Annotated in this window: 19 protein-coding genes and 1 other annotated feature (1 of these 20 only partly in view); of the genes, 3 read left to right on the top strand and 16 right to left on the bottom strand. The window is 38.5% G+C overall.

Annotated elements, in window-relative coordinates; translation table 11 throughout:
* Window positions 1–70 (bottom strand) — a sequence feature (ribosomal protein L20 leader region); it reaches 73 nt to the left of the window's first position.
* Between the two features lie 65 nt (window positions 71–135).
* The 9 genes from thrS to murC all read right to left on the bottom strand — a co-directional run bounded on the left by thrS (window position 136) and on the right by murC (window position 12,796).
* Window positions 136–2,076: a threonine--tRNA ligase gene (thrS, locus tag LMF32_RS10030; protein ID WP_188205455.1), complete on the bottom strand. Its 1,941-nt coding sequence runs from the start codon at window positions 2,074–2,076 to the stop codon at window positions 136–138.
* A gap of 490 nt (window positions 2,077–2,566) precedes the next feature.
* Window positions 2,567–3,508: a primosomal protein DnaI gene (dnaI, locus tag LMF32_RS10025; protein WP_230524653.1), complete on the bottom strand. Its 942-nt coding sequence runs from the start codon at window positions 3,506–3,508 to the stop codon at window positions 2,567–2,569.
* 3 nt (window positions 3,509–3,511) lie between these two features.
* The gene (locus tag LMF32_RS10020) at window positions 3,512–4,960 is read right to left on the bottom strand and encodes a DnaD domain protein (protein WP_230524652.1); all 1,449 of its coding nucleotides are present in this window, start codon (window positions 4,958–4,960) and stop codon (window positions 3,512–3,514) included.
* 24 nt (window positions 4,961–4,984) lie between these two features.
* Window positions 4,985–5,452 carry a transcriptional regulator NrdR gene (gene nrdR / locus LMF32_RS10015; protein ID WP_092479739.1) on the bottom strand — a complete coding sequence of 156 codons (468 nt, stop codon included), beginning with the start codon at window positions 5,450–5,452 and terminating at the stop codon, window positions 4,985–4,987.
* 212 nt (window positions 5,453–5,664) lie between these two features.
* Window positions 5,665–6,264: a dephospho-CoA kinase gene (gene coaE, locus LMF32_RS10010; protein ID WP_092479740.1), complete on the bottom strand. Its 600-nt coding sequence runs from the start codon at window positions 6,262–6,264 to the stop codon at window positions 5,665–5,667.
* Window positions 6,265–6,304: 40 nt separating this feature from the next.
* Complete coding sequence (gene mutM / locus LMF32_RS10005; RefSeq protein ID WP_092479741.1) at window positions 6,305–7,159, bottom strand: DNA-formamidopyrimidine glycosylase; 855 nt, start codon at window positions 7,157–7,159, stop codon at window positions 6,305–6,307.
* Between the two features lie 29 nt (window positions 7,160–7,188).
* Entirely contained in the window at window positions 7,189–9,849 is a 2,661-nt protein-coding gene (polA, locus tag LMF32_RS10000) for a DNA polymerase I (RefSeq protein WP_230524651.1), read from the bottom strand.
* A 166-nt stretch (window positions 9,850–10,015) separates the two neighbouring features.
* Window positions 10,016–11,248 (bottom strand): hypothetical protein, encoded by a 1,233-nt coding sequence (locus tag LMF32_RS09995; RefSeq protein WP_230524650.1) that lies wholly within the window; start codon window positions 11,246–11,248, stop codon window positions 10,016–10,018.
* A 216-nt stretch (window positions 11,249–11,464) separates the two neighbouring features.
* Window positions 11,465–12,796 (bottom strand): UDP-N-acetylmuramate--L-alanine ligase, encoded by a 1,332-nt coding sequence (murC, locus tag LMF32_RS09990; RefSeq protein WP_278046294.1) that lies wholly within the window; start codon window positions 12,794–12,796, stop codon window positions 11,465–11,467.
* Window positions 12,797–13,304: 508 nt separating this feature from the next.
* Here murC and LMF32_RS09985 point away from each other — a divergent pair.
* Both LMF32_RS09985 and LMF32_RS09980 read left to right on the top strand, forming a co-directional pair.
* The gene (locus tag LMF32_RS09985; protein ID WP_188204429.1) at window positions 13,305–14,129 is read left to right on the top strand and encodes an aldo/keto reductase; all 825 of its coding nucleotides are present in this window, start codon (window positions 13,305–13,307) and stop codon (window positions 14,127–14,129) included.
* A gap of 204 nt (window positions 14,130–14,333) precedes the next feature.
* The gene (locus LMF32_RS09980; protein ID WP_230524649.1) at window positions 14,334–15,734 is read left to right on the top strand and encodes an FAD-binding oxidoreductase; all 1,401 of its coding nucleotides are present in this window, start codon (window positions 14,334–14,336) and stop codon (window positions 15,732–15,734) included.
* 55 nt (window positions 15,735–15,789) lie between these two features.
* On the opposite strand, the gene LMF32_RS09975 is transcribed toward LMF32_RS09980, so the two are convergent.
* From LMF32_RS09975 to pepA, 6 genes are all read right to left on the bottom strand, one after another.
* Window positions 15,790–17,454: an FAD-dependent oxidoreductase gene (locus LMF32_RS09975; RefSeq protein WP_230524648.1), complete on the bottom strand. Its 1,665-nt coding sequence runs from the start codon at window positions 17,452–17,454 to the stop codon at window positions 15,790–15,792.
* A 135-nt stretch (window positions 17,455–17,589) separates the two neighbouring features.
* Complete coding sequence (locus LMF32_RS13715; protein ID WP_230524647.1) at window positions 17,590–20,679, bottom strand: DNA translocase FtsK; 3,090 nt, start codon at window positions 20,677–20,679, stop codon at window positions 17,590–17,592.
* 175 nt (window positions 20,680–20,854) lie between these two features.
* Window positions 20,855–21,463 carry a YtpR family tRNA-binding protein gene (gene ytpR, locus LMF32_RS09965; RefSeq protein ID WP_230525110.1) on the bottom strand — a complete coding sequence of 203 codons (609 nt, stop codon included), beginning with the start codon at window positions 21,461–21,463 and terminating at the stop codon, window positions 20,855–20,857.
* 5 nt (window positions 21,464–21,468) lie between these two features.
* Entirely contained in the window at window positions 21,469–21,936 is a 468-nt protein-coding gene (locus LMF32_RS09960; protein WP_230524646.1) for a universal stress protein, read from the bottom strand.
* A 27-nt stretch (window positions 21,937–21,963) separates the two neighbouring features.
* Window positions 21,964–22,275: a thioredoxin family protein gene (locus tag LMF32_RS09955; RefSeq protein WP_092479748.1), complete on the bottom strand. Its 312-nt coding sequence runs from the start codon at window positions 22,273–22,275 to the stop codon at window positions 21,964–21,966.
* Between the two features lie 18 nt (window positions 22,276–22,293).
* Window positions 22,294–23,373: a glutamyl aminopeptidase gene (gene pepA / locus LMF32_RS09950; RefSeq protein WP_092479749.1), complete on the bottom strand. Its 1,080-nt coding sequence runs from the start codon at window positions 23,371–23,373 to the stop codon at window positions 22,294–22,296.
* Window positions 23,374–23,558: 185 nt separating this feature from the next.
* Between pepA and LMF32_RS09945 the strand changes: the two genes are divergently transcribed.
* Window positions 23,559–23,897, top strand: a complete 339-nt coding sequence (locus LMF32_RS09945; RefSeq protein WP_230524645.1) for a PepSY domain-containing protein — start codon at window positions 23,559–23,561, stop codon at window positions 23,895–23,897.
* A 72-nt stretch (window positions 23,898–23,969) separates the two neighbouring features.
* On the opposite strand, the gene trmB is transcribed toward LMF32_RS09945, so the two are convergent.
* The gene (gene trmB, locus LMF32_RS09940; RefSeq protein ID WP_188204425.1) at window positions 23,970–24,629 is read right to left on the bottom strand and encodes a tRNA (guanosine(46)-N7)-methyltransferase TrmB; all 660 of its coding nucleotides are present in this window, start codon (window positions 24,627–24,629) and stop codon (window positions 23,970–23,972) included.
* Window positions 24,630–24,666 lie beyond the last annotated feature (37 nt).

Genomic DNA, 24,666 nt, shown 5'->3' with positions numbered 1-24,666 from the left:
TCTTCGTTTATATCTAGCCCAGAGACTTTTCGTCAACTAAGGCGAGAAGCGGGTGCTTCTGCTTTGTTTTCTCAACTTCTATATTATATGATTATTTGAGCCGAATGTCAACACCTTTTTCGAAGATAGAACTATTTATCGTGTTACTTTACCAAATGTTCTGATTTCATCACCGATCATTTGCATAAATGCATCTAGTCCTTGGACATGAGTTTCTTTGTGTCCATATCTGCGGACAGTTACAGATTGATCCTTCAACTCGTTATCTCCCACAACGATTTGGTATGGAATTTTTTGAGTTTGAGATGCACGAATCTTGTATCCCATTTTCTCGTTACGGTCATCAAGTTCTACTCGCATACCTAATTTTTGCATACGTTCTTTGATTTCAGCAGCATATCCTGTATGAAGATCCAAGTTAACAGGAATAATAGTTGCTTGAACTGGTGCCAACCATGTTGGGAAAGCTCCTTTGTATTCTTCGATCAAGTAAGCCACAAAACGTTCCATTGTAGAAACGATTCCACGGTGGATAACAACTGGACGGTGGTTGTTTTCTCCGTCTTCACCTACGTATGTTAAATCAAAACGTTCTGGAAGCAAGAAGTCTAGTTGAATAGTTGAAAGAGTTTCTTCAATACCAATAGCTGTTTTTACTAAAACGTCTAATTTAGGACCATAGAAAGCTGCTTCGCCTTCTGCTTCGAAGTACTCTAATTCCATATCATCCATAGCTGCTTTAAGCATTGTCTGAGCTTTGTTCCACATATCATCGTCATCAAAGTATTTCTCAGTATTGTTAGGATCACGATAACTTAAACGGAAACGGTAATCAGTGATATCGAAGTCATCATAAACGGCCAACATCAATTCTAGTGTGCGTTTGAATTCATCTTGAATTTGATCAGGACGCACAAATGTATGTCCATCGTTCAATGTCATTTCACGAACACGTTGTAATCCAGATAATGCTCCACTTTTTTCATAACGGTGCATTTGGCCCAATTCAGCGATACGAATCGGCAATTCGCGGTAACTGTGAATGTCATTTTTATAAACCATCATGTGATGCGGACAGTTCATCGGACGCAAAACGAGCATTTCGCCATCTCCCATGTCCATTGGCGGGAACATGTCTTCATGGTAGTGATCCCAGTGACCAGAAGTTTTATATAGGTTCACATCAGCCATAATAGGTGTGTAAACGTGTTGGTAGCCTAAACTCACTTCACGATCTGTGATGTAGCGTTCGATCGTACGACGAATCGTAGCACCTTTTGGCAGCCAGAATGGTAGACCTGAACCAACTTCAGGCGAAATCATAAATAAGTCGAGTTCTTTTCCTAATTTACGGTGATCACGTTGTTTCGCTTCTTCACGCATTTGCAAGAATTCTTTTAAATCTTTCTTGTCAAAGAATGCAGTACCGTAAATACGTTGCATCATTTTGTTGTCAGAATTCCCTCTCCAATAAGCTCCTGCTAGTGATAACAGTTTGAAGACTTGGATACGTCCAGTTGTAGGCACGTGAACTCCGCGGCACAAGTCTACAAAATCACCTTGGTCGTAAACGGTAATAATGTCGTCTTCTGGAAGCGCAGTGATCAATTCTACTTTATATGGATCTTCTTTAAATAACTCTAATGCTTCAGCACGAGAAACTTGTTTGCGGACGATCGGATTATTTTCTTTAACGATTTTCATCATTTCTGCTTCAATCTTAGGCAAGTCTTCTTCAGTGATCGGTTGCTCAGTATCTGTATCATAGTAAAAACCAGTCTCAATAGCTGGTCCTACACCAAAATGGATATCTGGGTATAAACGGCGTAAAGCATTTGCCATCAAATGAGCTGCAGAATGACGCAAAACTTGTAATGCATCATCGTGTTCCGGTGTCACGATTTCGATGTTTCCATCAACTTCCAATGGACGATCATAATCCACCAATTCACCATTGAATTTACCAGCTAGTCCTTTTTTTGAAAGGCTTTTACTGATGCTTGCTGCAATTTCTTGTGTTGTCGCTCCAGAAGGAAATTCTTTTACTGCTCCATCTGGGAATGTTACGTTAATAATTGACATATTGCGTTCCTCCATATCCTGTAATAGATTTCGTTGAAATACGTTTAGAAAAAACAAAAAGTCCCATTTATGATTCATACAAATCATAAATGGGACGTCAAATTTACGTGGTTCCACCCAAGTTTAGCTCATACACTTACATTTGTAGGTATAAGGGCTCTCTTGGCTAAATAACGCTAGCTAAACGGCTGGATGCTACTACAAAGTTCACATCCGCTCTCGAAAGTGGTCAATACAAGTCCATTTCAGGAAATTCTCAGCAAATCTTTCCCTCTCTGTAAAACGTGCCGCTTCTATTGGTGTCTTTCTCAACGATTTTTATATCACATACATTAAACCACGTTTAAGGTTTAGGCGCAAGCATTTTTGAGAAGATTTTTTTGAGTACCACAATGATTTGACGGATTTAATTTAGCGATTCAACTACTTTTCTTTGTACACATAAAAATCCGACCCAGAAGGTTCAGGGTCGGATTTTCATTGATTAATTATTTTCATATTGCTGTTGGCGTCTATTAACACCTTGCATCGTGACTTCTTTCGCCAAAAAGCGCACCCTTTCCATAATCCGTTGAGCTTTTAATGGTTCATCTTCTCCACGTTGAGAAAATGTCAGATGCTCTTCCAATTGTTTCAAATCTAAGTTAGACGAAAAGAACGTTGGCAATTGTTCTTGCATACGATATTGTAAAATAACCCCCAGCACGTCATCTCGAATCCAACTGGACATCGAGTCTGCTCCGATATCATCCAACATTAAAATAGGAGCACGTTTGACGGCTTCTATTTTCTCACCTGTAGTGTTTTCACCGATAGATTGCTTCATTTCAACTGCAAATGAAGGGAAATGCATCAAGGTAGATGGGAATCCGCTCTCTGCCAAATCGTGTGCTATGGCTCCCAACAAATATGTTTTCCCCACACCGAACGAACCTTGCAAATACAACCCGCGATGAAATTTTTTAGGAGCTGTCAAGTAGGCTTCAATAAAATCCAAAGCTTCCATCTTAGCTTGTAATCTTTCGGAAGTGTTCTGAAAGTCATCCAATGTTGCTTCCCGTATCCCTTTTGGCATATCCATTGAATGAATCAGATTTTTAATGCTTTTCTCCCGTTGTTTTGCTACCAGTTCAGCTGTAGGTACATATGTTACATCAATGTAGTGATGGTTCATAATTAACTTAGGCTGGTATCCTGGAGCCAATTGATTTTCTTTGTTCTCTTGGTACTTTTTCTTTTCATTAACAAATTCATACAATTTAGCAGCACTTTTTTTTATCGCACTGTTATCCAACATCTCAGAATGTTCTTGGATAAAACTGACTACATCCGGATCTCTCATGACTTCTTTCATCAATTGATTGAACTCTTCATTCCATTTGCGTTCCTTGATGATTTTTGTCAGGCTCTTTCCTATATCATCCATTTTTTACTCACCTTCTTTTTGCATATTTCGAATACGTGCTAATCTTTCCTGAAGTTGTTTCTCAACCTCTGGACTTATTGCAGTCTCTTCGGGCGCTTTATATCCTTCTTTAGCCCATTCAGGCAGTTTTTCTTTTCGGACAGTATTTTTATTTCGCGAATAATTGTTGTTTGAACGAGAACCGGCCGCTTGTTTCCGCTCTTGGTTTTTCTTATATCTATCCGCATTTTCTTGGTACATATCACGCACCTTTTTCAAAGCCGCTTCAGGAGTCGTGATTTTATTTTGAGCCCAGTCATTTGAAATTTTATAAGCCAATCCCTTTTCGAAGACCACATTCCCTTGTATGACCAAAATATAATGAATCAAAATATTGATCACGGCATTTGGTAATCGAGATTTTTTAACAACGTCTTCCAACGTCCACTCCTCTGGTTTAGAAATGTACCCGTTTTTCTGTTCTTTGATGCTTCTCATAAATTCTGCTGGAGAATATTGATGACTGGATTCAATAATCGCAATATCGTAATCAGAAAAGCCTTGTCCCTTCAAGTTTTGCTGATGTTGTACTTGTGTAGTAGCTATTTCTTCCATCTCTTGTTGGACCACATCATTCAGCTGTACTTTCTCATTCGTTTTGCGATGGAAATCATCCACAACGTTTTTCTTTAATAAACGAGCATCAATCGTTCCTGTGTTGATATCGGATGCCTCTAATATATATTGCTGCATCGCCAACTCATCTACTCCATACATATGATGCAGCGTCAAGATCGTTTCTCGAATATCTGCGGTTACTGACGAACGATTGACATAATGTTGATTTAGACCATTAAAGAAAAAGTTCCAATCAAATGAATCTGAATCCAAAGTAATTTTTGACGTCGACGCATCACCGATCAATGTCCCTGAAGTTTTGAACAGTTCTTCATGCTGTTTTATTTGATTCGTATTCAAATGGTAAACATCTAAGAACGATTTTGTGATCTCTAAAAAGGAATTTTGATCTACAGGTTCTACCGAAAATCGATTTCTGAGTTGTTTAAATTTCCGTTCGCCCACCCTCTCCAATAATAACAAGCTAAACAAGTCTTCTTCAAAAAAAGCTTTACTGGATTGGGGCTTTTGAAGTTCATAAACATACAATTTTTCAGGTTCCGTTTGTACGAATGTCTTCAGTAAGCCGATAGCTTCTAACCGAATTCTAGCCTGATACACTTCCGGCATTCCAATATTCAGCAAAGCCAATAATTCTGCATGAAGAATTCCTTCACTCCAATAGGTGTCTTTTTCTGTTTCAGTCCATAAAGTCATGTATAAACTGTAAGCCGTCGATCCGATCAAAGGTTGATACAAAAAGGTGAGTATCTGTTGGTCGATATCCGAAAGCAAACTACTTTGTCTTACCATAAACCCATCTTTTGGACTAAGATTTTTCCAAGGATACGACATGTTTGATTACTCCCTTCGTACCATTTATTTCTTCTCGGTTTTTTTTCGTTCCAACTCTTTCATTTCTTCCATAAATACATCAATGTCTTTAAATTGACGGTACACACTTGCGAAACGAATATACGCCACATCATCAACCTCTGCTAATTTTTCCATGACATGTTCTCCGATAACGGTAGAAGAAACTTCATTCTCTCCCAAATTGCGCAGTTCGTTTTCAATTTCATTGACCATTTTCTCCATTTGGTCCATAGGCACAGGTCTTTTTTCACATGACCGGATAATGCCCTTTAGGATCTTTTCGCGATTGAATTCTTCACGGTCTCCATTTTTTTTCACGATTAATAACGGAACACGTTCGATTCTTTCAAAAGTTGTAAAACGGTATCGACACGATTCACATTCTCTGCGACGTCTTATAGCTCGTCCTTCGTCTGCAGGACGACTGTCAACGACTCTGGTTCCATTATTTTGACAGCGAGGGCATTGCACTGTTCATCATCCTTTTTTAAGCTGTATTTTTATTAAAAAGTTCGCATTTCGCCTTATTATATGAATTATTATACCATACATTTAGTTGCTTAAAAACACTCTAAATGCTGAATATATAAGGATAATCATTTCATTTCCTAATTGTTTCGTTTTAACAGTATACAAAAAGACTAGCCGCATGGTTTGTCGATCCACGGGGCTAGTCTTTGGTCTTAATGTAAAAAATGTTGTTTCTCTAACCAATTCATTACTTGTATTCGAGTATTCTCTTTAGTTCCATTATTATCAATCACGAAATCGGCTTTTAACATTTTATCCATGATCGGTTCTTGAGCAGCTATTTTCTGGCGAGCTGTCTGCTCATCAATTTGGTCCCGTTCCATCAATCGCTGTAATTGGACATCTGGAGTAGTCGCTACCACCATGACTTGGTCAACCACCTCCTGATAACCACTTTCGAATAATAATGGAATATCTAAAACGACCAGCGGATGATTCTCTTCGATGTACCGTTCTTTTTCATCATGAATCCACTCTGCGATCAAATCTCCCAGAATCCGATTCAGTTTCTCTAACTCCTTTGGATTCTCGAAGACAATTTTTCCTAAAGCTTTTCTATCTAGCTGCCCGTTTGAAATCACTTGATGGCCGAAGACTACTTCAATTCGTTTTAAACCCTCGGTCCCTGCTTTTACGACTTCCCGAGCTCCAACATCAGCATCAACTACTGGAATCCCATTCTCTTTGAAGAGATTACTGACGGTTGATTTTCCAGTAGCAATTCCGCCTGTTAATCCTAAAATAAGAGACATCGCTGCTCCTCCATCCCTACTGCTTACGTACATTCTTAGATCACATTACAGGTAATACATTTTCTTCTGTCAGTTTTTGACAATGAGCACAGAAGTGTGTCCCGCGTTGAGCGACTTTAGTTTTTTGAATCGGGTTTCCACAACGAACACACGGTTCTCCAGTTTGACCATAAACTTTCAGATCTTGCTGGAAATTCCCTGATTCTCCTAAGGCATTTAAATAAGTTCTTATCGTTGTTCCTCCAGCTTGAATAGCTTTTCCCAACACTTCGATGATAGATTGATGCAATACAGCTGCTTCATTGGGTGTCAAAGAATTTCCCGGTCTTAAAGGATGGATACCAGCTTGAAACAAAGCTTCGTCTACATAAATATTTCCCAGACCCGTTACGAGGTTTTGGTCCAATAATGCAGGCTTGACAGCTTTTTTGATTCTGCTTAGTTTAGCTTGAAAAGGTTCTAACAAAAATACATCTGCAAAAGGTTCAGGACCTAAACGCTGGATCCCGGCAACCGTTTCTTCTTGTCCCCGCAACACTAATTCCATACGACCGAACTTTCGCACGTCTAAATAACGGATATCTCTTCCATCTTTCAAATGAAAGACGACATGTGTATGCAATTTGAGTGGTTCATCAGTGGGCACCACTTCATATTTACCTTCCATTCTCAAATGGGAAATAAGTGTATAGCGATCAAAATCCAGCAGCAAGAACTTTCCTCTGCGTCTAATTTGTTGTAGTTGTTCACCGACTAATGCTTTTTTAAACGATTCGCCAACTCTGGATCCAGTTATGATTCTCTCCCAAAAAATTTCTACTTCTTGAATAACGGCTTTTTCTACTAAGTTTTCCAGCCCTTTACGGACCGTTTCTACTTCTGGTAATTCTGGCAACCTGTATTTCCTCCATTCGTGCAAAAAACTTATTTGGCATCATACCAACTTTGACCGAAGTCGCTTTCTACTTTTAAAGGTACATTTAATTCAACCGCATGTTCCATCACATCTTCAACCAATTTCTGTAATGCTGGAATCTCCTCTTCAGGCGCTTCAAAGATCAGCTCATCATGTACTTGCAGTAACATAGTAGCTTTTAAATCAGACTCCTTTAAAGCTTGAGCAATTTTGATCATTGCTACTTTCAAAATATCAGCTGCACTTCCTTGAATCGGCGTATTGATTGCTGTTCTTTCCGCAAAAGACCGTAAGTTGAAGTTACGCGAATTGATTTCCGGCAGATAGCGGCGACGATTAAACAATGTCTCTACAAAACCTTTTTCTTTGGCTTCGCGAACTACCTCGTGCATATACGTTTCGATACCTGGATATTTTTTAAAGTAAGTATCGATGAACTGTTGTGCTTCTTTTCTTGTGATCCCAAGATTTTGAGATAAACCGTAATCACTGATACCATAAACGATTCCGAAGTTGACAGCTTTGGCACGACGACGAATATTAGACGTTACCTCTTCCGGCTTTTCAACACCAAATACACGCATCGCTGTGCTTGTGTGGATATCTTGTTCCTCTATAAAGGCCTCTTTCATATGCTCGTCATTAGAGATATGAGCCAATACCCGCAATTCGATTTGAGAGTAGTCAGAAGCAAAAATTTTCCACCCTTCTTCGCGTGGGACAAAGGCTTGTCTGATTTTCCGCCCTTCTTCTAAGCGTATCGGGATATTCTGCAAGTTGGGATCTACTGAACTCAAACGACCAGTACGTGCGATAGTTTGCATATAGCGCGTATGGACTCTGCCTGTATCTTCACGAACCACTTTTAACAATCCTTCCACATAAGTAGATTGGATTTTAGCAATTTGACGGTAGTCTAGAATGTATTCAACGATTGGAGCTTGGTCTTGCAATTTTTCCAACACGTCAACTGCAGTAGAGTATCCCGTTTTCGTTTTCTTGATAACCGGGTAGCCCATTTTTTCAAATAAGATCACGCCTAATTGTTTAGGAGAATTGATGTTAAATTCTTCTCCTGCTTCAGCATAGATTTTTTGTTCGATCTCTTTCAACCGAGCAGAGAACTCTTCTCTCATTTCTTCTAAACGATGACCGTTCACTGTGATTCCTTGTATTTCCATATCTGCAAGGATTTTAGCCAGCGGCAACTCCATATCCGCAAAAAGTTCTTTTTGGTGATTATTCTCTAATTGTTCCATCAAATCAGGACCTAAAACAGCAATTGCTTTCACTTTACGTGCCAAATGTGTGTGCATTTCCGTGATGTCCTCAGGGACTTTAATTTTTGCACCTTTTCCATAAACAGTTTCATCATTTGCTACATCATGATAGTTGTATTCTTCTGCAATCGCAGCTAAATCGTTAGAGTTGTCTTTAACGTCAAGCAAATATGCTTCTAGTAAAACATCGTATTTTACTGCTGCTAATTTGATGCCATAGCGATTCAATGCTACGTACGTTTGTTTGGCATCAAACGTCGCTTTAGAAAGCGAGTCGTCTTCTGCCCACTCTTTAAATAAAGGAGACGTTAAAACATCTTCAGCGGCACCTACATAAATGTGGTCCTCATTTCCCCAACTTACACCAACCACTTCAGCTGTGTGGTAGTTATCACTCAACAACTGTACATAAACAGCCATATCATCTGTAAACATCTCACTGGTAACTTCTGTCACCACTTCAAAATTGATTTCTGTTCGCTTAGCTTCTTTCTCTTCATCTAATTCTGAAGTGTCTAATTTGCTCAAATGAGATTTGAAGTCCATTTCTTTATAAAATTCGGCTAATTTTTTTAAATCTGCACCTTTATACTCTACATCTTCAATAGCGATTTCAAGCGGTGAATTCGTATCAATCGTTGCTAGACGTTTGCTCAAGAATGCTGTTTCTTTATCATTGATCAGATTTTCTTTTCGTTTACTTGGTTTCATGCTGTCGATATTTTCATAAACGCCTTCAACTGAACCAAATTCTTCTAATAATTTTAAAGCTGTTTTTTCTCCGATTTTTGTGACACCAGGAATATTATCCGAGCTGTCTCCTGCCAGACCTTTCATATCAATGATTTGTAAAGGAGTGATCCCCATCTCTTCTTTGATCGATTCCACTGTATAAGGTTTCAGATCGGAAACGCCTTTTTTCGTAATATCTACACGAACATTTTCTTTTGCTAATTGAGTTAGATCTCGGTCCCCAGATATGACTACGACATCAAATTTTTCTGGGTCAGCCTGTACCGATAAAGTTCCAATGATATCATCAGCTTCATAGTTAGCTAATTCGTAATGTGCTATCCCGAACCCTTTCAACAAATCTCTTAAGTACGGCATTTGCTCTGTGAACTCGCGCGGTGTTTTAGAACGACCAGCTTTGTATTCTGGAAAATATTCTGTCCGGAATGTTGTATTTCCAGCATCGAATGCTACCAGAACATGAGTCGGTTTTTCTGTATTTAATACGCTTTGGATCATATTATGGAAACCATACAGTGCATTTGTATGCAGTCCATAATGATTTTTGAATTTCTCTAATTGACCATGCAACCCAAAAAATGCGCGGAAAGCCACACTGCTGCCGTCTATTAGTACCAATTTATTTTTTTTAGCCATTTTATATCTCCTCATAACTGTTATTTAGCTGCTTTTTTACTGCGCCAATATAGTTTTTCTCTTTATTATTCTATCAAAAAAGACAATAGATAGCGAGAATCGAACCATGTACTCCATCTACACGAGGACAAAAAACAAAGAGACCAGTTTCCTAGTCTCTTTTTGATTAGTTCTTTTCCCAATTTAAATTTTTGTATTTTTTAAAGTAATTGATTTGACGTAAAGTCATGAACGCCTTGCGCTTCCATCCTTTATCATGTCTGTAAAACAAAGGATTTTTGTATTTGCCTTCTTTGATCAATTTTCGAACTTCAGCGGCTACTTCCGGGTTCGAAACATGACGTTTCAAAACACCTTTTGGAATCACAGCAAACAAATGATCGCTTTGTACATATTGCAATTCTTTTTCTTTATGGTAAATCACGTCATCAACGATCATCTTGGCAATATTATGTCCGCTCTGAGTCAAGTAGTAACTTGAACGTCCTTGACGAATATTCACTTCAAACACTTTAAACGTATTGTCGCGCTCATCATATTTGATATCAAAGTTAGCAAATCCAGTATACTGGATAGCTTGCATAAATTTGACCAGCTTGTCCATCATTGGTTTGTTTTCTCGCACGATCAAAGAAGTGTAATTCCCTACACCCGATTTAGTCGGTTCTTGAAGGACTACTTGCGCAAATGAGATCAATTGCGGATTCGCATGACGGTCTGCATAATAAACAGCATCCCACATGTACGTATCATCACCAGGAATGTAGTCTTGAATGATCAACTCATCTGTATAACCACTATTTTTGATTTTATTGATTACACGATGCAACTCGTCTTCATTATTTACTTTGAATACTTTTTGCATTCCTTCAAATGGATGTTTGTAGTACTCAATACCATTACTTGGCTTAACAATTAATGGGAAAGGCACTTTTTCATTAAAAGGTGTTTCGTCTTTACAAGAGTAAAAGAAAGTCAATGGAGCATCCAAACCATGCTCTGCACACAATTGGTAAAAATTCTTTTTCAAGAATAGTTTAGGTACCCATTCTTTATCAATGTAGCTAAACACAAAATCTTCTGATAATGCCTCTTTATTGTTAATGATAAAAGTGACGTAAGTATCGTTTGTTCCAATCAATAATAGATCTTCATAATATTGATGATACTCTTTAGCCAAATTCTTCAAGTAATCGATAAAAAAGGCAGTATCATTGATTTTATCCGTATAATAAAATTTCTCGATAATTGTACTGCCTGTTGTATAAGGAATAGGTGCTTTCCCCACAACAATTGGTTTAATTCCATATTCTTCGTGAAAAGAAATCGACATGGTATAACAATTCAAGTCGGTACCTATGATAATAGGAAGGAATTTTTTTTTGCCAGTTTCTTTCATTCTATTTTCTCCTCTGAATAACATAGTAAACGGTGATGTATGTCAATCCCCCGTCAATGTGACTGTTGTTTATCTAAATTCGATTCATTCGTTAACCTTACTAATTATAAATTAGGTTAGCAAAACAGTCAAGATAAGCCCCTTTTGTCAGCCTAGAGGATGCTATCTTGATGATAGAAAAAAAGAGATAGATGGCTCTATCCCTTTTTACGTGACTTACTGATTGCTTAAAGAAGTTTGACTTAGAATCGTTTCGTAAGCTGCTTCGAATTTTTGGACATCTCCAGCACCCATGAAAATAACGACCGCATCATGATGGTCTAACAATGGAGACATGTCATCTTCGGTAAGGATTGGTGCTCCACTTTCAATTTTCGCAGCTAAGTCTTCGATTTTAACTTCGCCTTTTTCTTCTCTTGCTGAGCCAAAGATATCACATAAATAAACACTGTCAGCTAAACTCAAAGCTTCTCCAAATTCACTCATCAAAGCTACCGTACGTGTAAATGTATGTGGTTGGAAGACTGCAATGATTTCTTTGTCTGGGTATTTTTGACGAGCCGCATCAATCGTCGCACGAATTTCAGAAGGGTGATGAGCATAATCATCAATAATCGTCATATCTTCCATTTTCTTCTCCGTAAAGCGGCGTTTTACACCTTTGAAGGTCATCAGATTTTCTTTTACTTTTTCCATATCAATGTTTTCGTAGTGGCAAATTGCAATTACCGCTAAAGCATTTAAGACATTGTGTTTTCCAAAAGTAGGGATCTCGAAATGACCAAAATATTCATTATCATTATAAACATCAAACTCAGAACCCGTTGTAGAACGAGTCAGATTTTTTGCTTGGAATTGATTGTTGTCTTCAAAGCCATAATACACAACTGGAACACTTGCTTCTAGTTTTTGCAGCTGTTCGTCATCTCCACAAGCAATAATGCTTTTTTTAACTTGATTGGCCAACGTTTGAAAAGCATCCACTACATCTTCTAAACTTGTGAAGTAATCCGGGTGATCGTAGTCAATGTTAGTAATGATTGCATAATCTGGTTTATAAGCTAAGAAATGACGACGGTACTCACATGCCTCAAGTACAAAGAAATCAGCATCAGGTACTCCGTGCCCAGTTCCATCTCCGATCAAATAACTCGTCTCTTCTATATTGCCTATAACGTGGGATAATAAACCAGTGGTACTCGTTTTACCATGAGAACCTGTAATAGCGATACTGGTATAATTGTTAATTAACTCAGCTAAGAATTCGTGGTAACGAATGACTTCTAAACCAAGTTCTTTTGCCGCAACGATTTCCTCGTGTGTGTCTGGAAAAGCATTTCCTGCGATAATGATTTGTCCTTTTTGAATGTTTTGTTTGTCGAAAGGCATAATAGGAATGTGAGATTCTTCAAGATTCTTTTGAGTAAAGAAGTATTTTTCAATATCGGAACCTTGAACTTTGAAGCCTTTGTCATGCATGATCAAAGCTAAAGCACTCATTCCAGACCCCTTTATTCCTACAAAATGATACGTCATTTCTTCATTCATCTGTTCATATCCTCCATACTGTGAATCAACTAATAAAAACTGGTCAGATCCAACACTTTGATTTTTGTTCATCTCATTTTTTTTACATAGAAAAATAAATCAACTTTTGAGAAAACACACCTTACATTCTCTCTATTCCTCAGCTGATTTCCATAGGTTGTCTTGTCATAAATCAAGCCTTACTTATCTTTTGTATAGGCTCAGAACGGATACAGTATACCACGATTTAAATCAGACTGAAACTCAAAAATACTAAAAAACTTATTGTTGTAACGTCTTCCCAATAATAAACCGCCTTCATAGCAAATGTGTATCGGAGTTAAGACGATTCTATGAACAACTATGCTCTATTTAGGCTTTTTCCTACCAATTTTATCTTTAGTTGCGCTTCAGCCTGTCTCTAATGCAAAATGAATTCCATTCCTACTATGTAAAATACTAGCGAAAATCGTTTCATTGGAGTAAAGTATAAATTGTTAACGAACACATTAAAAGGAGGATTTTTCGCATGGCTCAAAAGAACACATTTGTTTTTCACAATGATGTAGAGATTCCACATATTGGTTTTGGTACTTGGCAGATTCCTAATGATGAGGTGTATGAACCAGTTACTGTTGCTTTAAAAACTGGATACCGCCACATTGATACAGCTGCTGCTTATCAAAACGAAGAAAACGTTGGAAAAGCGATCAAAGATTTCGGTTTGAAACGAGAAGAAGTATTCATTACCAGTAAATTACGTGCGAGCATTAAAGGGTACGAGTCTACTTTGGAAGAGTTTGAAAAAACAATTTCTAAATTAGGCGTAGATTACTTGGATCTATATCTGATCCATGCTCCTTGGCCTTGGGAAGAAAAAGGAAAAGACTGTAGTGAAGGCAACGTACAATCTTGGAAAGCAATGGAAAAATTGTACAACGATGGCAAGATAAAGGCTATCGGGGTGTCCAACTTCGAAATTTCAGATCTGCAACCGATTCTTGATCAGTGCGATATCGTGCCGATGGCTAACCAAATTCCTTTCTACATTGGTCGTTACCAAGCTCAAAAAGAATTAGTCGATTTCTGTCATGAACACAACATTGTTGTAGAAGCTTACTCACCTCTTGCTACAGGTGAATTATTAAATGGTAAAGAAATCACTGAATTAGCAGAGAAATATGATGTTACTCCAGCTCAAATTTGTTTACGTTACTGTTTAGAAAAAAATACTCTGCCATTACCTAAATCAACACATGAAGAACGTATTGTTGAAAACATGCAGCTGGACTTTACGTTATCAAAAGAAGACGTAGCTTTATTAGATGCTGTTAAAGATGTACGTCAATCGTAGACAAAACAAAAACCCTTACTTGCAGAAGTTGAAAGAACTCACTGGCTCTGTTCCAGTGAGTTCTTTTCTTATTTAAATGAGAAACATCACCTTTTTGAGTTCTTTCGTCAACTTGCAGTTGTCAGATCAAAAACAGAGTGCTAAAGTGTTAATGAAATGGTTTCCAAGCCATTTAGTGTGTATTTCGAAAGGAGTTTTTTGAAAGTGAATCAAGTGTGTGCTATACCTGAAAAAGAATTGTCTCTATTAACAGACATCATTTCCGATCCGAATCGTTTATTGGTAGGAGAATCTATCCCGGAGGATTATTTATCTGACGAGTACGTTAAAGAAACAGGCAAAGTGTACGCTGTTGCTTTACCTCTAACTAAAGAAGAAATCATTCAATTGGTCAAATTTGCTCAATCAGCGGAATTACCAATCATCGTTCGCGGAGCTGGAACGGGACTATCCGGTGCTACTGCACCGATGAAAGGTGAATTGGTCATTGACGTTCATATGATGAATCACATCATCGGACTGGATGAAGAAACTCTTACTCTAACAGTTGAACCAGGAGTCTTACTGGGCGAAATTCAAGAATTCATCGAAAAGAAAGGCTATTTTTATCCGCCTGATCCAGGATCTAAACACTCTTCTATTGGAGGGAATGTCGCTACCAATGCTGGTGGGATGAGAGCCGTAAAATACGGTGTTACACGAGATTATGTAAGAGAAATGGATGTTGTTTTAGCTAATGGCGAAGAAATGACACTGGGCTCTTTAAACATTAAAAGCAGTTCTGGATACGATTTGAAAGATTTGTTCATTGGTTCTGAAGGTACTCTTGGTATCACAACATTAATAAAACTAAAAGTCATCCCTATTCCTAAAGCAAGTCTGTCTGCTATCGTTGCCTTTTTAAATTTACAAGATGCCACTAACGCAGTATTGGATATTTTAAAACATGGTGTGGATCCAACTGCCTTGGAGTTCTTCGAAAAAGAGGGAATCGCCATCAGTGAAAGAGAAAACAACATGCTCTTCCCTGTTCAAAATGGACAAGCGTTTCTATTGATGACACTTGACGGTGACAGCAGTGAGTCTATTGCACGCCGTATGACTTTATTGGAAGAAACGGTCAAACAACACAACTTAGTTGAATTATTACCTTTAACTGACCCTGCCGATGAAAAAACAGCTTGGTTTTTACGCGACACATTATTGACAGCTGTTGTCAATTACACCGAGCAAGTAACGATGGACGAAGTAGTGCCTATCAATCAATTAGCTGCTTTATATCAATACACAAAAGAATTAGAAGCCGAAAGCGGATTAAGTATGATCAGTTTTGGACACGCAGGAGATGGTAACTTACATACATGCGTAGCTCGAGGAAAAGTCACTGATCAAACAGAATGGGAAACCAAACGTGATGACGTTCTACACAAATTGTACGCTAAAATCAACGAGTTAGGCGGTCTGCCCTCAGCTGAACACGGTATTGGCGTAATCAAAAAGCCTTACTTCAAAGAAATGACTGCTGATATCAACATTGAGATGATGCGCAAAATCAAGTCAGCATTTGATCCAGATAACCGATTGAATCCTGCAAAATTATTTTAATCTAAATTAAAAAAAGAATGGAGACCACATTTCTGGTCTCCATTCTTTTTTGCTTTTATTTTTGCTGTTTCATCTTTTTATACAGTTGGTAATTCTTGTTCCCGCCAGAAAGATTGTATACTTCTTTAAATCCTTTATTCAACAAAAGATTCTGAGCAGCATTTCCTGTAACACCTTTATTGCAATAAACAACGGTAAGTAATTGAGGATCCAATTCTTCTGACCGTTCTCTTAATTCAGCTAACGGGATATGAACAGCACCTTCTACATGTAATGTCTCATAATCTTTTTTTCCACGTGTATCAATAATTTGCATGGTCACATTGTATTGTTGTTTCTCCACCAATTCTTTAGGCGTGATTAAGGGATTACGATGCAAAGCATTTTCCAGGGCCATTCCAGTGTACATTACAGGATCTTTTGTCGTAGCAAATGGTGGAGCATACGCCAAATCCAAATGAAACAAATCTTCTGCTTTAGCTCCAAAATTGATAGCTGTAGCAATTACATCGATTCGTTTGTCCACTCCATTCTCACCAATTGCTTGAGCGCCTAACAGACGTCCAGTTTTTTTATCTGCAATAGCTTTTATTGTTAGTTCTTTCCCGCCCAAGTATTCTGCGTGGTCCGGTTTGATACTGAAAAGCACTTCAGTCTCGTAGCCTGCCTTGGTTGCTTCTTTTTCGGTCAATCCGGTTTGTCCCATTTGCATATCAAATAATCGGAATATTCCTGTTCCCAACACTCCTCTATGTTCTAATTTCCCACCAGTTATCACATCTCCGGCGATACGGCCCATTTTATTGGCTGTAGAACCCAGCGGACGATAAAGGGGTTTTCCAGTAATCACTGAAAAACTTTCTGCTGCATCACCTACTGCGTATATATCAGGAATATTGGTCTGCATTTTTTGATTCACGGCGATAGCCTTAGATTCTCCTAAAGCCACTCCGATTTCTTTAGCTAATTGAGTATTTGGCCTTACTCCAGCAGCTAAAATCACTAAGTCCGTATCAATAGATGCTCCATTTGCGGTAATAACTTTTTCAATCGTTTTCTCTCCTAGGATTTCTTTGACTGTATCCTCTAAGTGAAGAATAATACCTTTAGTGCGCAAATATTCTTCCGCTCTAAACGTCATATCCGCGTCCATCGAAGGCATGATTTGGTCCTCTAATTGGACGATCGTCACCTCAAGTCCTTTGTGAGTCAGCTGTTCCGTCAATTCCAAACCGATAAATCCGGCTCCGACAATCAATGCTTTTTTAGGTTGATGGGTAGAGAGAAACTGATGGATATCACGATTGTCTTGAATACTGCGTACTTGAAATACATTCTCATAGCTCGTTTGGTCAAACGGAGGCGGAGTAAAAGGAGATGCTCCTGTAGCAAAAACCAACACATCATAATGATCTTGTTTTACTTCTCCCGTTTTTAAATCAGTGACCATAATGTTTTTTTCTTCTCGATTCACTTTTGTGACTTGGTGCTCTGTAAAAATGTCTACAGCGTATCTCTTTTTGAACCACTCTGCATTACGAGGAACCAAAGTGTCGATTGATTCAACCTCTCCTCCGATTTGATACGGAATCCCGCAAACTGAATACGAAATATCTTTTCCTTGATCGTAGACAACGATTTCTGCTTCTTCTGTATTTCTTCTTGCTTTAGCCGCAACAGATGTACCAGCTGCCACCGATCCAATAATCACTATTCTCATTCTTGCACCTCATTTTTCTTTTCATCCCATATCATATATTTCAAATATAAATGAGTCTCCAGCTATTGTCAAAGGACTTTGATGCAAAAAGAAAACGAGAATTCCCATTTAAATTGGGAATCCTCGTTTACTCATCTATAGAAACTTTTCTTCATAATCAGACCTTGTTAAAAACACATCTCTTGGTCTGGACCCTTTATTTTCTGAAATTAAATTTTTGCTTTCTAATGCATCGATCAAGTTTGACGCTCGGTTAAACCCGATTTTGAATTTTCTTTGCAGTGAAGAAGCCGATACTGTTCCTTTGTCTATAATAAACGGCAATACTTCGTCCAATAATTCGTCTTTTCCTTCCAGCGCCTCAGCTTTGGCTAAAAGAGATTCTGATTGGAAGAGATAATTGGGTTCTTGTTGTTCTTTTACAAAATCTACAATACCGTCAATTTCTTCCTCAACATATGTCCCTTGGATTCTGACTGGTTGGCTGGCACCATTTCCTTGGAATAACATATCCCCTCTTCCAAGCAGCTTTTCGGCTCCGCCTGTATCCAAAATGGTTCTGGAATCCACTTGGCTGGAAACCATGAAAGCTATTCGAGTCGGAATATTGTTTTTAATCGTTCCGGTCACGACATCAACACTCGGACGTTGTGTCGCTACGATCAAATGGATTCCTGCTGCTCGAGCTTTTTGAGTGATTCGAGCAATCGACTCTTGGACTTCGTTGCTGGCTACCATCATTAAGTCGGCTAACTCATCGATGATAATAACGATGTAAGGCATTTTTAAGGCATGGTCCCCTCTTGCTTCAGCCTTTTTATTGAAATGCTCAATATTGCGAACTCCGCCGGCAGCTAATTTCTGATACCGTTCTTCCATCTCATTTACAGCCCATTTCAGCGCCTCATTTGCTGCTTTAGGTTCCGAGATTACAGGAGATAATAAGTGCGGCAAATCATTGTATGGCGCCAATTCAACTGCTTTCGGGTCAATCAAAATCAGTTTCACTTCATTAGGGGTTGCTTTATACAACAAACTGACCAATAAAGAGTTGATAAAGACACTCTTACCTGAACCGGTGGCTCCTGCAATCAAACCATGCGGCATTTTATCGATGGTAGATACAACCGCTTCGCCGGCCAGGTTGACTCCCATTGCGATCGTCAATGGGGAATCACTGTTTTCAAATGCTTCACTTTCAATCACCTCAGAGATCATAACCGGACGGGATTTCAAGTTGGGGATTTCTACCCCGACTGTACTTTTACCAGGTATTGGAGCTTCTATTCGAATATCTTTAGCTGCTAAAGCCAGTTTTAGATCATCTGAGAGATTCGTGATTTTATTTACTTTCACGCCTCGACCCAATTGCAATTCAAACTGCGTAATAGCAGGACCTATCGTCCATCCTACAACTTGAGCTTCAATATTGAAAGCTTCCAATGTCTCGTTCAAACACTCGGCTTGTTCTAATACCCAATCATCTATAGCATTCGGTTCAAAAGTAATCGGTTCATTCAACAAATCTAATGAAGGAAATTGGTAGTGTAAGGATTGGTTCTCTGCAGCTAATCTGCCTTCCACAGGTTTCCATTCTTCTGTATCCATTTCTTGATTCTCTTCTTCGTTTTCTTCTTGGTCAATGACTTCACTTTGATGAGCCTCTTCAGGTTCTGTGTAAAGTGTATCAGGTTCATTAGTAAAGCTATCCTCGATGGAACGTGAAGTTTCATCTTCTTTGGTTGTATCTTCCGGGATCATCACATCAGCTTTTGATTCTTCTAAAAGAAGTGGAGATTCTTCCTTCCCCTCTTGAAGGTCATTCACCTCATTCGATGATTCTTCTAATAAGATAGATTGTTCAGTTTCGTTTTCTTCTACTTCAATGATTTCTGCATCCACTACAACAGGCTCTTTTGATGGAACAAATTCCTCTTTCGAAACAGCAGAATCTGGAGTTGGGTCTTCCAATAAGCTTTCTAATTCATCCGTATACGCTCCACCTTGAGTCATCTGAGCCAACAATTCAGTGATTGTGGCAGGATATGCAGCAGTCGAATCGCTAGCTGATTCTTCTTGTTCCACTTCTATTGGAGTATTCTCTACTTCTTCAACATCCAATGCTGATGTTTCTAAAGAAACTTCTGTCTCCATTTGAGAAGGCTCTTCTATAACCGACTCTAGCTCATTTCCCTCTTCTTCTTGATGGACTTTTTCAATCTTTTCAGTAAAGGCAGCTGAGTCATCAAAGGATTCTTCTTGATTTGATTCTGCGATTTCCTCTGCTGCTGGTTCTGCGATTTGAATGGATTCCTCGACAACCTCTTCTTCAAATTCTGTGTCAACTTTTGTTGCAACAGGTTGATTTTCAGCCGTCATCGGAGTATCTAAAATAGCTTCCAATTCTTTAGGATCTTCACCTTGATTAGCTCTTGCCAACAACTCTGAGATTGTTGCAGGTTGAGAGTTTTCTCTTGAATTCGATTCCTCAAAATAGCGAGCGATGTTTTTCCCTTTATTCAATCTCTCATCTTGCTCTTCTTGAATCATCCCTGCTAAAGAGCGAGATAAACCTCTTTTTTTGGTTTCTTTCAGCATATTGTTTTCTGGAACTTGTTCAGACACAAATGATTCTTCTTCAAGAAAATCATTCGACACTTCTTCCTCTTCTTTAGGCACTAAAAGTTCGTCTGACGCGTCGTCTTCAACGGTTGAAGAGTCTTCTGTGATTTCTTCACTCAAGTCGATTTCATCATTTTCCTCCAACAGCAAAAGATCCTTTTCCGCTTTTGGAGTTTCAAGCACTTCTTGTTCAGAACTGCTGTCCGTTTGTTCAAATTGTTCTTTTCCTAATTCAGACAAATAGTCTTCAAACAGGAGAAAGTCTTCATGTTCTTTTGTTAGATTTTGATAAATGATTGCATACTGAATGGATTCTTTTTTCTCTTCTCTTCTTTCTTGGTAACCATAAAAAGGAGAAGGTACTTTTTTTACTTTAAATGGTGTTGAACTTCGATCTTCTTGATAAGGGGTGACTTTATGAGTCAAACCCTTTTTAGACAATGTTGGTTCAGTGGCTGGTTTAGCTTCATGGTGTTTAAAAAACGGAATATCGTTTGTAGGACTTTTTTCTTGTTGTTTTCTAACTTCACGAGGAGTCGTTTTCTGAACAGTTCTCTCTGATTGAAGTCGTCTATGAAAGACTGGGCCTTGGTATTTGGCCATAGTCGCTCTCCTCCTTCTGACTTGGTACTCAGCCATTTTATCATAATTTGAGTATAGTTAGTAGGCTTGTTCGAAAGTTCTCTGATTCGATTTTTTTAAGTTCACTGCTTTTTTCCTCTATAAAAAAGGCTGTCAACTAAAATTCATTAGTCGACAGCCTATGACAATTTTGATCTTAACCTTTAAATGCTTCTCCAGTAACAGCAGTTTCTGGTAAAACCAAGATCCCTTTTTCGTTTGGTGCATCTTCCAGTTCTAATTCTCGGGCTGAACAAATCATTCCATAGCTTGGTTCACCACGTAATTCGCCATCCCAGATCACTAAACCGTTTGGCATAATAGCTCCCACTTTAGCGACAACTACTTTTTGGCCTTCAGCAATGTTTGAAGCTCCACAAACGATTTGTACTACTTCACCATTGTCAATTTCAGTTTGCGTAATCGACAAATGATCTGAGTCAGGATGCGGCACACATTCTTTAACATGTCCTACAACAAACTTAGGCGTGTTGTCAGCCGTTAGTGTTTCTTCAAATCCTGATTCGGCTAACGCTTGATTCAATAGTTCAACATCTTTTTCAGATAGCACTACAGGACCGTTTCCTTCAATTGTCACGGTTTCAGAAACATTAAAAAAATTGTAGCCTACAGTTTCGTTTGATTCAGCATCGAATATACGAGCGATATTCCCTTTGCGTTCAAAACTTTGTGCTTCTTTTTCACTGTTTTTCAGCATCAGGAGTAACGTATCTCCAACGCCTTCTTTGTTATAACTGCTTACGATCATTCTTATTCCTCATTTTCTAATTCATTTTTTACAATCAGCACGTCACACGGAGCTGTACGTAAAATATACTCGCTGACGCTTCCGATCATCCAACGTTCAATAGCATTCAATCCAGTCTGTCCGACGATGATCAAATCCACTTTATGACGTTTAGGCAATTCTTCCGCTAATAAGGTCCTAGGATGCCCTTTTGCGTTTTCTACGCTGACATTTGAGACTCCTTGTGCTTGTGCTTCTTGTTTGTATTTTTCTAGTTGTTCCGTCATTACTTCTGATTCTGATACAATGCCCTCTGTATATAAAGCGGGCATTCCCATACTATAGGTTCGGGTATCAACGACATGTGCGATCACTAAATCACTATGATTTCGTACAGCAATTCTTGTTGCTTTTTTAAAAGCTCTCTCTGCGGAATCACTTCCGTCTACTGCAACCATAACTCTTTTGTATTCTTGAATAACTTCTGTCATGATAATCCCTCCAATTTAGTTTTCAGTCTATAATGTTGAGATAAATGATTCTATTTCTTCTTTTGTCTTGCGATCTTTATTAACGAAGCGTCCAATTTCACTTCCATTTTCAAAAGCAACAAAACTTGGGATACCAAAGATAGAAAGATCTCCGCATAAATCAATAAACTTGTCGCGATCAACTTCAACAAATGTCATATCCGGATGATTTTCTACGATTTCAGGCATAACGGGTTTAATGAACGAACAATCTCCACACCAGTCAGCTGTGAAGAAAAAGATCGTCTTGCCTTTAGCGGTTAACGGTTCAAATTCTTCTATAGTCATTAATTTTTGCATAAAATCCGCTCTTTTCGTTTAATTATTTTTCATGATTGTTTCTAAAGTGCTGCGATCTAGTGTACGTACGATATGGGTCAGCATTTCTTTAGCCGCTGCGTAGTCATCAATATGGAAGACTGTTTGATGAGTATGGATATAACGAGCACAAACTCCGATGACCGCACTAGGAACCCCATTATTCATTACCTGAGCCGCTCCAGCATCTGTACCGCCTTTAGAGACAAAATATTGGTAAGGGATGTTGTTTGTTTCAGCTGTGTCTAATAAGAATTCACGCATCCCTTTAAGAGTGATCATTCCTGGATCTTGCAGACGCAGTAAGAATCCTTCTCCTAAGTGTCCAAATTTAGATTTGTCACCAGTTAAGTCATCCGCTGCAGAACAATCTACTGCAAAAAACAAATCAGGTTTCAGCATATTGACCGCGCCTTTAGTACCGCGCAAACCAACTTCTTCTTGAACATTTGCTCCTGCGATCAAGGTATTCGGTAAAGCTTCACCAGCTAGTTCTTTCAATAATTCTACTACAACGGTAGTTCCGTAACGGTTGTCCCAAGCTTTAGAAAGAATCTTTTTGCCATTTGCCATTTTAACCGTTTCTACAGCAGGGACAATGGCATCACCCGGACGTACACCGTAAGATTCTGCTTCTTCTTTTGAGTCAAAACCAGCATCAAACAAAATATCGGCTATATCTGGTGCTCCGCCTTTACCATCTGTTCCTCTTAACAAATGAGGCGGTACAGAAGAAGACACACATGGATAATCTCCCTTAGCCGTTTGAAGAGTAAATCGTTGTGCTGAAACTACATAAGGGTTCCAACCGCCAAGTGGGACAACTCTGAATAGACCTTCATTGGTAATTTGAGAAATCATAAACCCAACTTCATCCATATGAGCAGCTACCATGATTCTTGGGGCATCTTCTGTTTTACTTTTTCGAATTCCAAAAACCCCACCTAAACCATCTTGCTTGATTTCGTCCACATAAGGTTCGATTTGTTTACGAAGTTCTTTACGAACACGGTGTTCAAAACCGCTTGTTCCTTGTAGTTCGGTCATTTTTTTGATTAAATCAAATGTTTGTTGTTCCATAAATTGCAGTCACATCATCTACGAATAGAATTGTGCCGCTCCCCCCTTTCAAGTCTATGATTCATCTTTCTCATCAATTATAACTGATATCCTCTTCAATTTTAAGGTAGAACTATCTAATTTCTTTTTTTCTATGAAATAAGCTATACTATATCTATAGATAAATTGAAACTGGAGGTAACTTTATGACACACAAAAAAGTTTTTTCCACGACATTAAGTGTCTGTGGTGGTGTCTTGTTCGGCGCCGGAATAGTTAGCGGGTACTTGTTAAATGGTTATGTGAAAAAAAATAAACCGTTGAACGGAGATAAAATCCTGAAACGCATCAAAAAAGCCTTTTTAGAAGAAGGTCCTATCGAAGGTTCTTGGATTGAGTTGACAAAAGTCCCGATGCAGAAATTTGCTTTAAAAACAAAAGTTTATTACGGAGGCATCTCTCGGATTGAAGAAAACCAACTGGTTCAGTACGAATTTCTCGCAGATGCTTATACCGGAACTGTATTAGATATTTATAGACTCTGATTCTCGTTAACGACTTTAAAAATCCCCACTTCGGAGAGTATCTCCAAAGTGGGGATTTCCTTGTATAAAAGCTTAATTTCCTGCTGCTCTTTTATCTTTGAACTGTGCTTCCACTCGATAAATACGGTTCCCTTTATTGGAGAACTTTTCTTCGTACTCTGTCATCACATTGCCTTCGAAATCACTCTCATGTAAATGCAGCCATACTTGCTTCAAGATCATTCCGTATTGAGAAAAACTAGCCAATGAATATTCAAATAATCCTTGGTTGTCTGTTTTGAAATGAATTTCTCCTTTTGGTACAAGAATCTCTTCATAAACAGAAAGAAAAGATTGATACGTTAAACGTCTTTTTTCATGCTTTTTCTTCGGCCATGGATCAGAAAAGTTCAAGTAAACTTGGTTGATTTCATTTTCAGCAAAATACTGTGTTAGTTCTCCGCCGTTTACTTGCAACAATTGAAGATTCGGCAATTCATTTTCAATCAACTTGTCTAGAGCTGTGACAATAACGCTCATTTGAATTTCGATTCCGATGTAATTGATCTCTGGATGCAATTTGGCCATTTCATAAATAAAACGACCTTTTCCAGTTCCAACTTCAATATGGATCGGGTTATCATTTTTAAAACGAGATTGCCATTTGCCTTTCCAATCTTCTGGAGTCTCTGGAATGTATTGAGGGTAGCTGGCAATTTTAGTTGGCGCCTCTGGTTTATTTCTTAAACGCATAGTATTTCTCCTGTCTTTTTTTAGATTAGTGTTTTCA

It is taken from the genome of Desemzia sp. C1, from assembly GCF_020882875.1.
GTDB classification, from domain to species: domain Bacteria; phylum Bacillota; class Bacilli; order Lactobacillales; family Carnobacteriaceae; genus Desemzia; species Desemzia incerta.
The sequence above is the reverse complement of the archived record's forward strand: the minus strand, read 5'-3'. Positions and strand labels throughout refer to the sequence as shown.

Coding starts and splice junctions, on each gene's coding strand:
- polA (WP_230524651.1), bottom strand. CDS start 9,849: ATGGCTAAAAAAAATAAATTGGTACTAATAGACGGCAGCAGTGTGGCT.
- murC (WP_278046294.1), bottom strand. CDS start 12,796: ATGAATGAAGAAATGACGTATCATTTTGTAGGAATAAAGGGGTCTGGA.
- LMF32_RS09995 (WP_230524650.1), bottom strand. CDS start 11,248: ATGAAAGAAACTGGCAAAAAAAAATTCCTTCCTATTATCATAGGTACC.
- LMF32_RS10020 (WP_230524652.1), bottom strand. CDS start 4,960: ATGTCGTATCCTTGGAAAAATCTTAGTCCAAAAGATGGGTTTATGGTA.
- LMF32_RS09975 (WP_230524648.1), bottom strand. CDS start 17,454: ATGAGAATAGTGATTATTGGATCGGTGGCAGCTGGTACATCTGTTGCG.
- coaE (WP_092479740.1), bottom strand. CDS start 6,264: ATGTCTCTTATTTTAGGATTAACAGGCGGAATTGCTACTGGAAAATCA.
- LMF32_RS09960 (WP_230524646.1), bottom strand. CDS start 21,936: ATGACAGAAGTTATTCAAGAATACAAAAGAGTTATGGTTGCAGTAGAC.
- dnaI (WP_230524653.1), bottom strand. CDS start 3,508: ATGGATGATATAGGAAAGAGCCTGACAAAAATCATCAAGGAACGCAAA.
- trmB (WP_188204425.1), bottom strand. CDS start 24,629: ATGCGTTTAAGAAATAAACCAGAGGCGCCAACTAAAATTGCCAGCTAC.
- pepA (WP_092479749.1), bottom strand. CDS start 23,373: ATGGAACAACAAACATTTGATTTAATCAAAAAAATGACCGAACTACAA.
- LMF32_RS13715 (WP_230524647.1), bottom strand. CDS start 20,679: ATGGCCAAATACCAAGGCCCAGTCTTTCATAGACGACTTCAATCAGAG.
- LMF32_RS09985 (WP_188204429.1), top strand. CDS start 13,305: ATGGCTCAAAAGAACACATTTGTTTTTCACAATGATGTAGAGATTCCA.
- LMF32_RS09945 (WP_230524645.1), top strand. CDS start 23,559: ATGACACACAAAAAAGTTTTTTCCACGACATTAAGTGTCTGTGGTGGT.
- LMF32_RS09955 (WP_092479748.1), bottom strand. CDS start 22,275: ATGCAAAAATTAATGACTATAGAAGAATTTGAACCGTTAACCGCTAAA.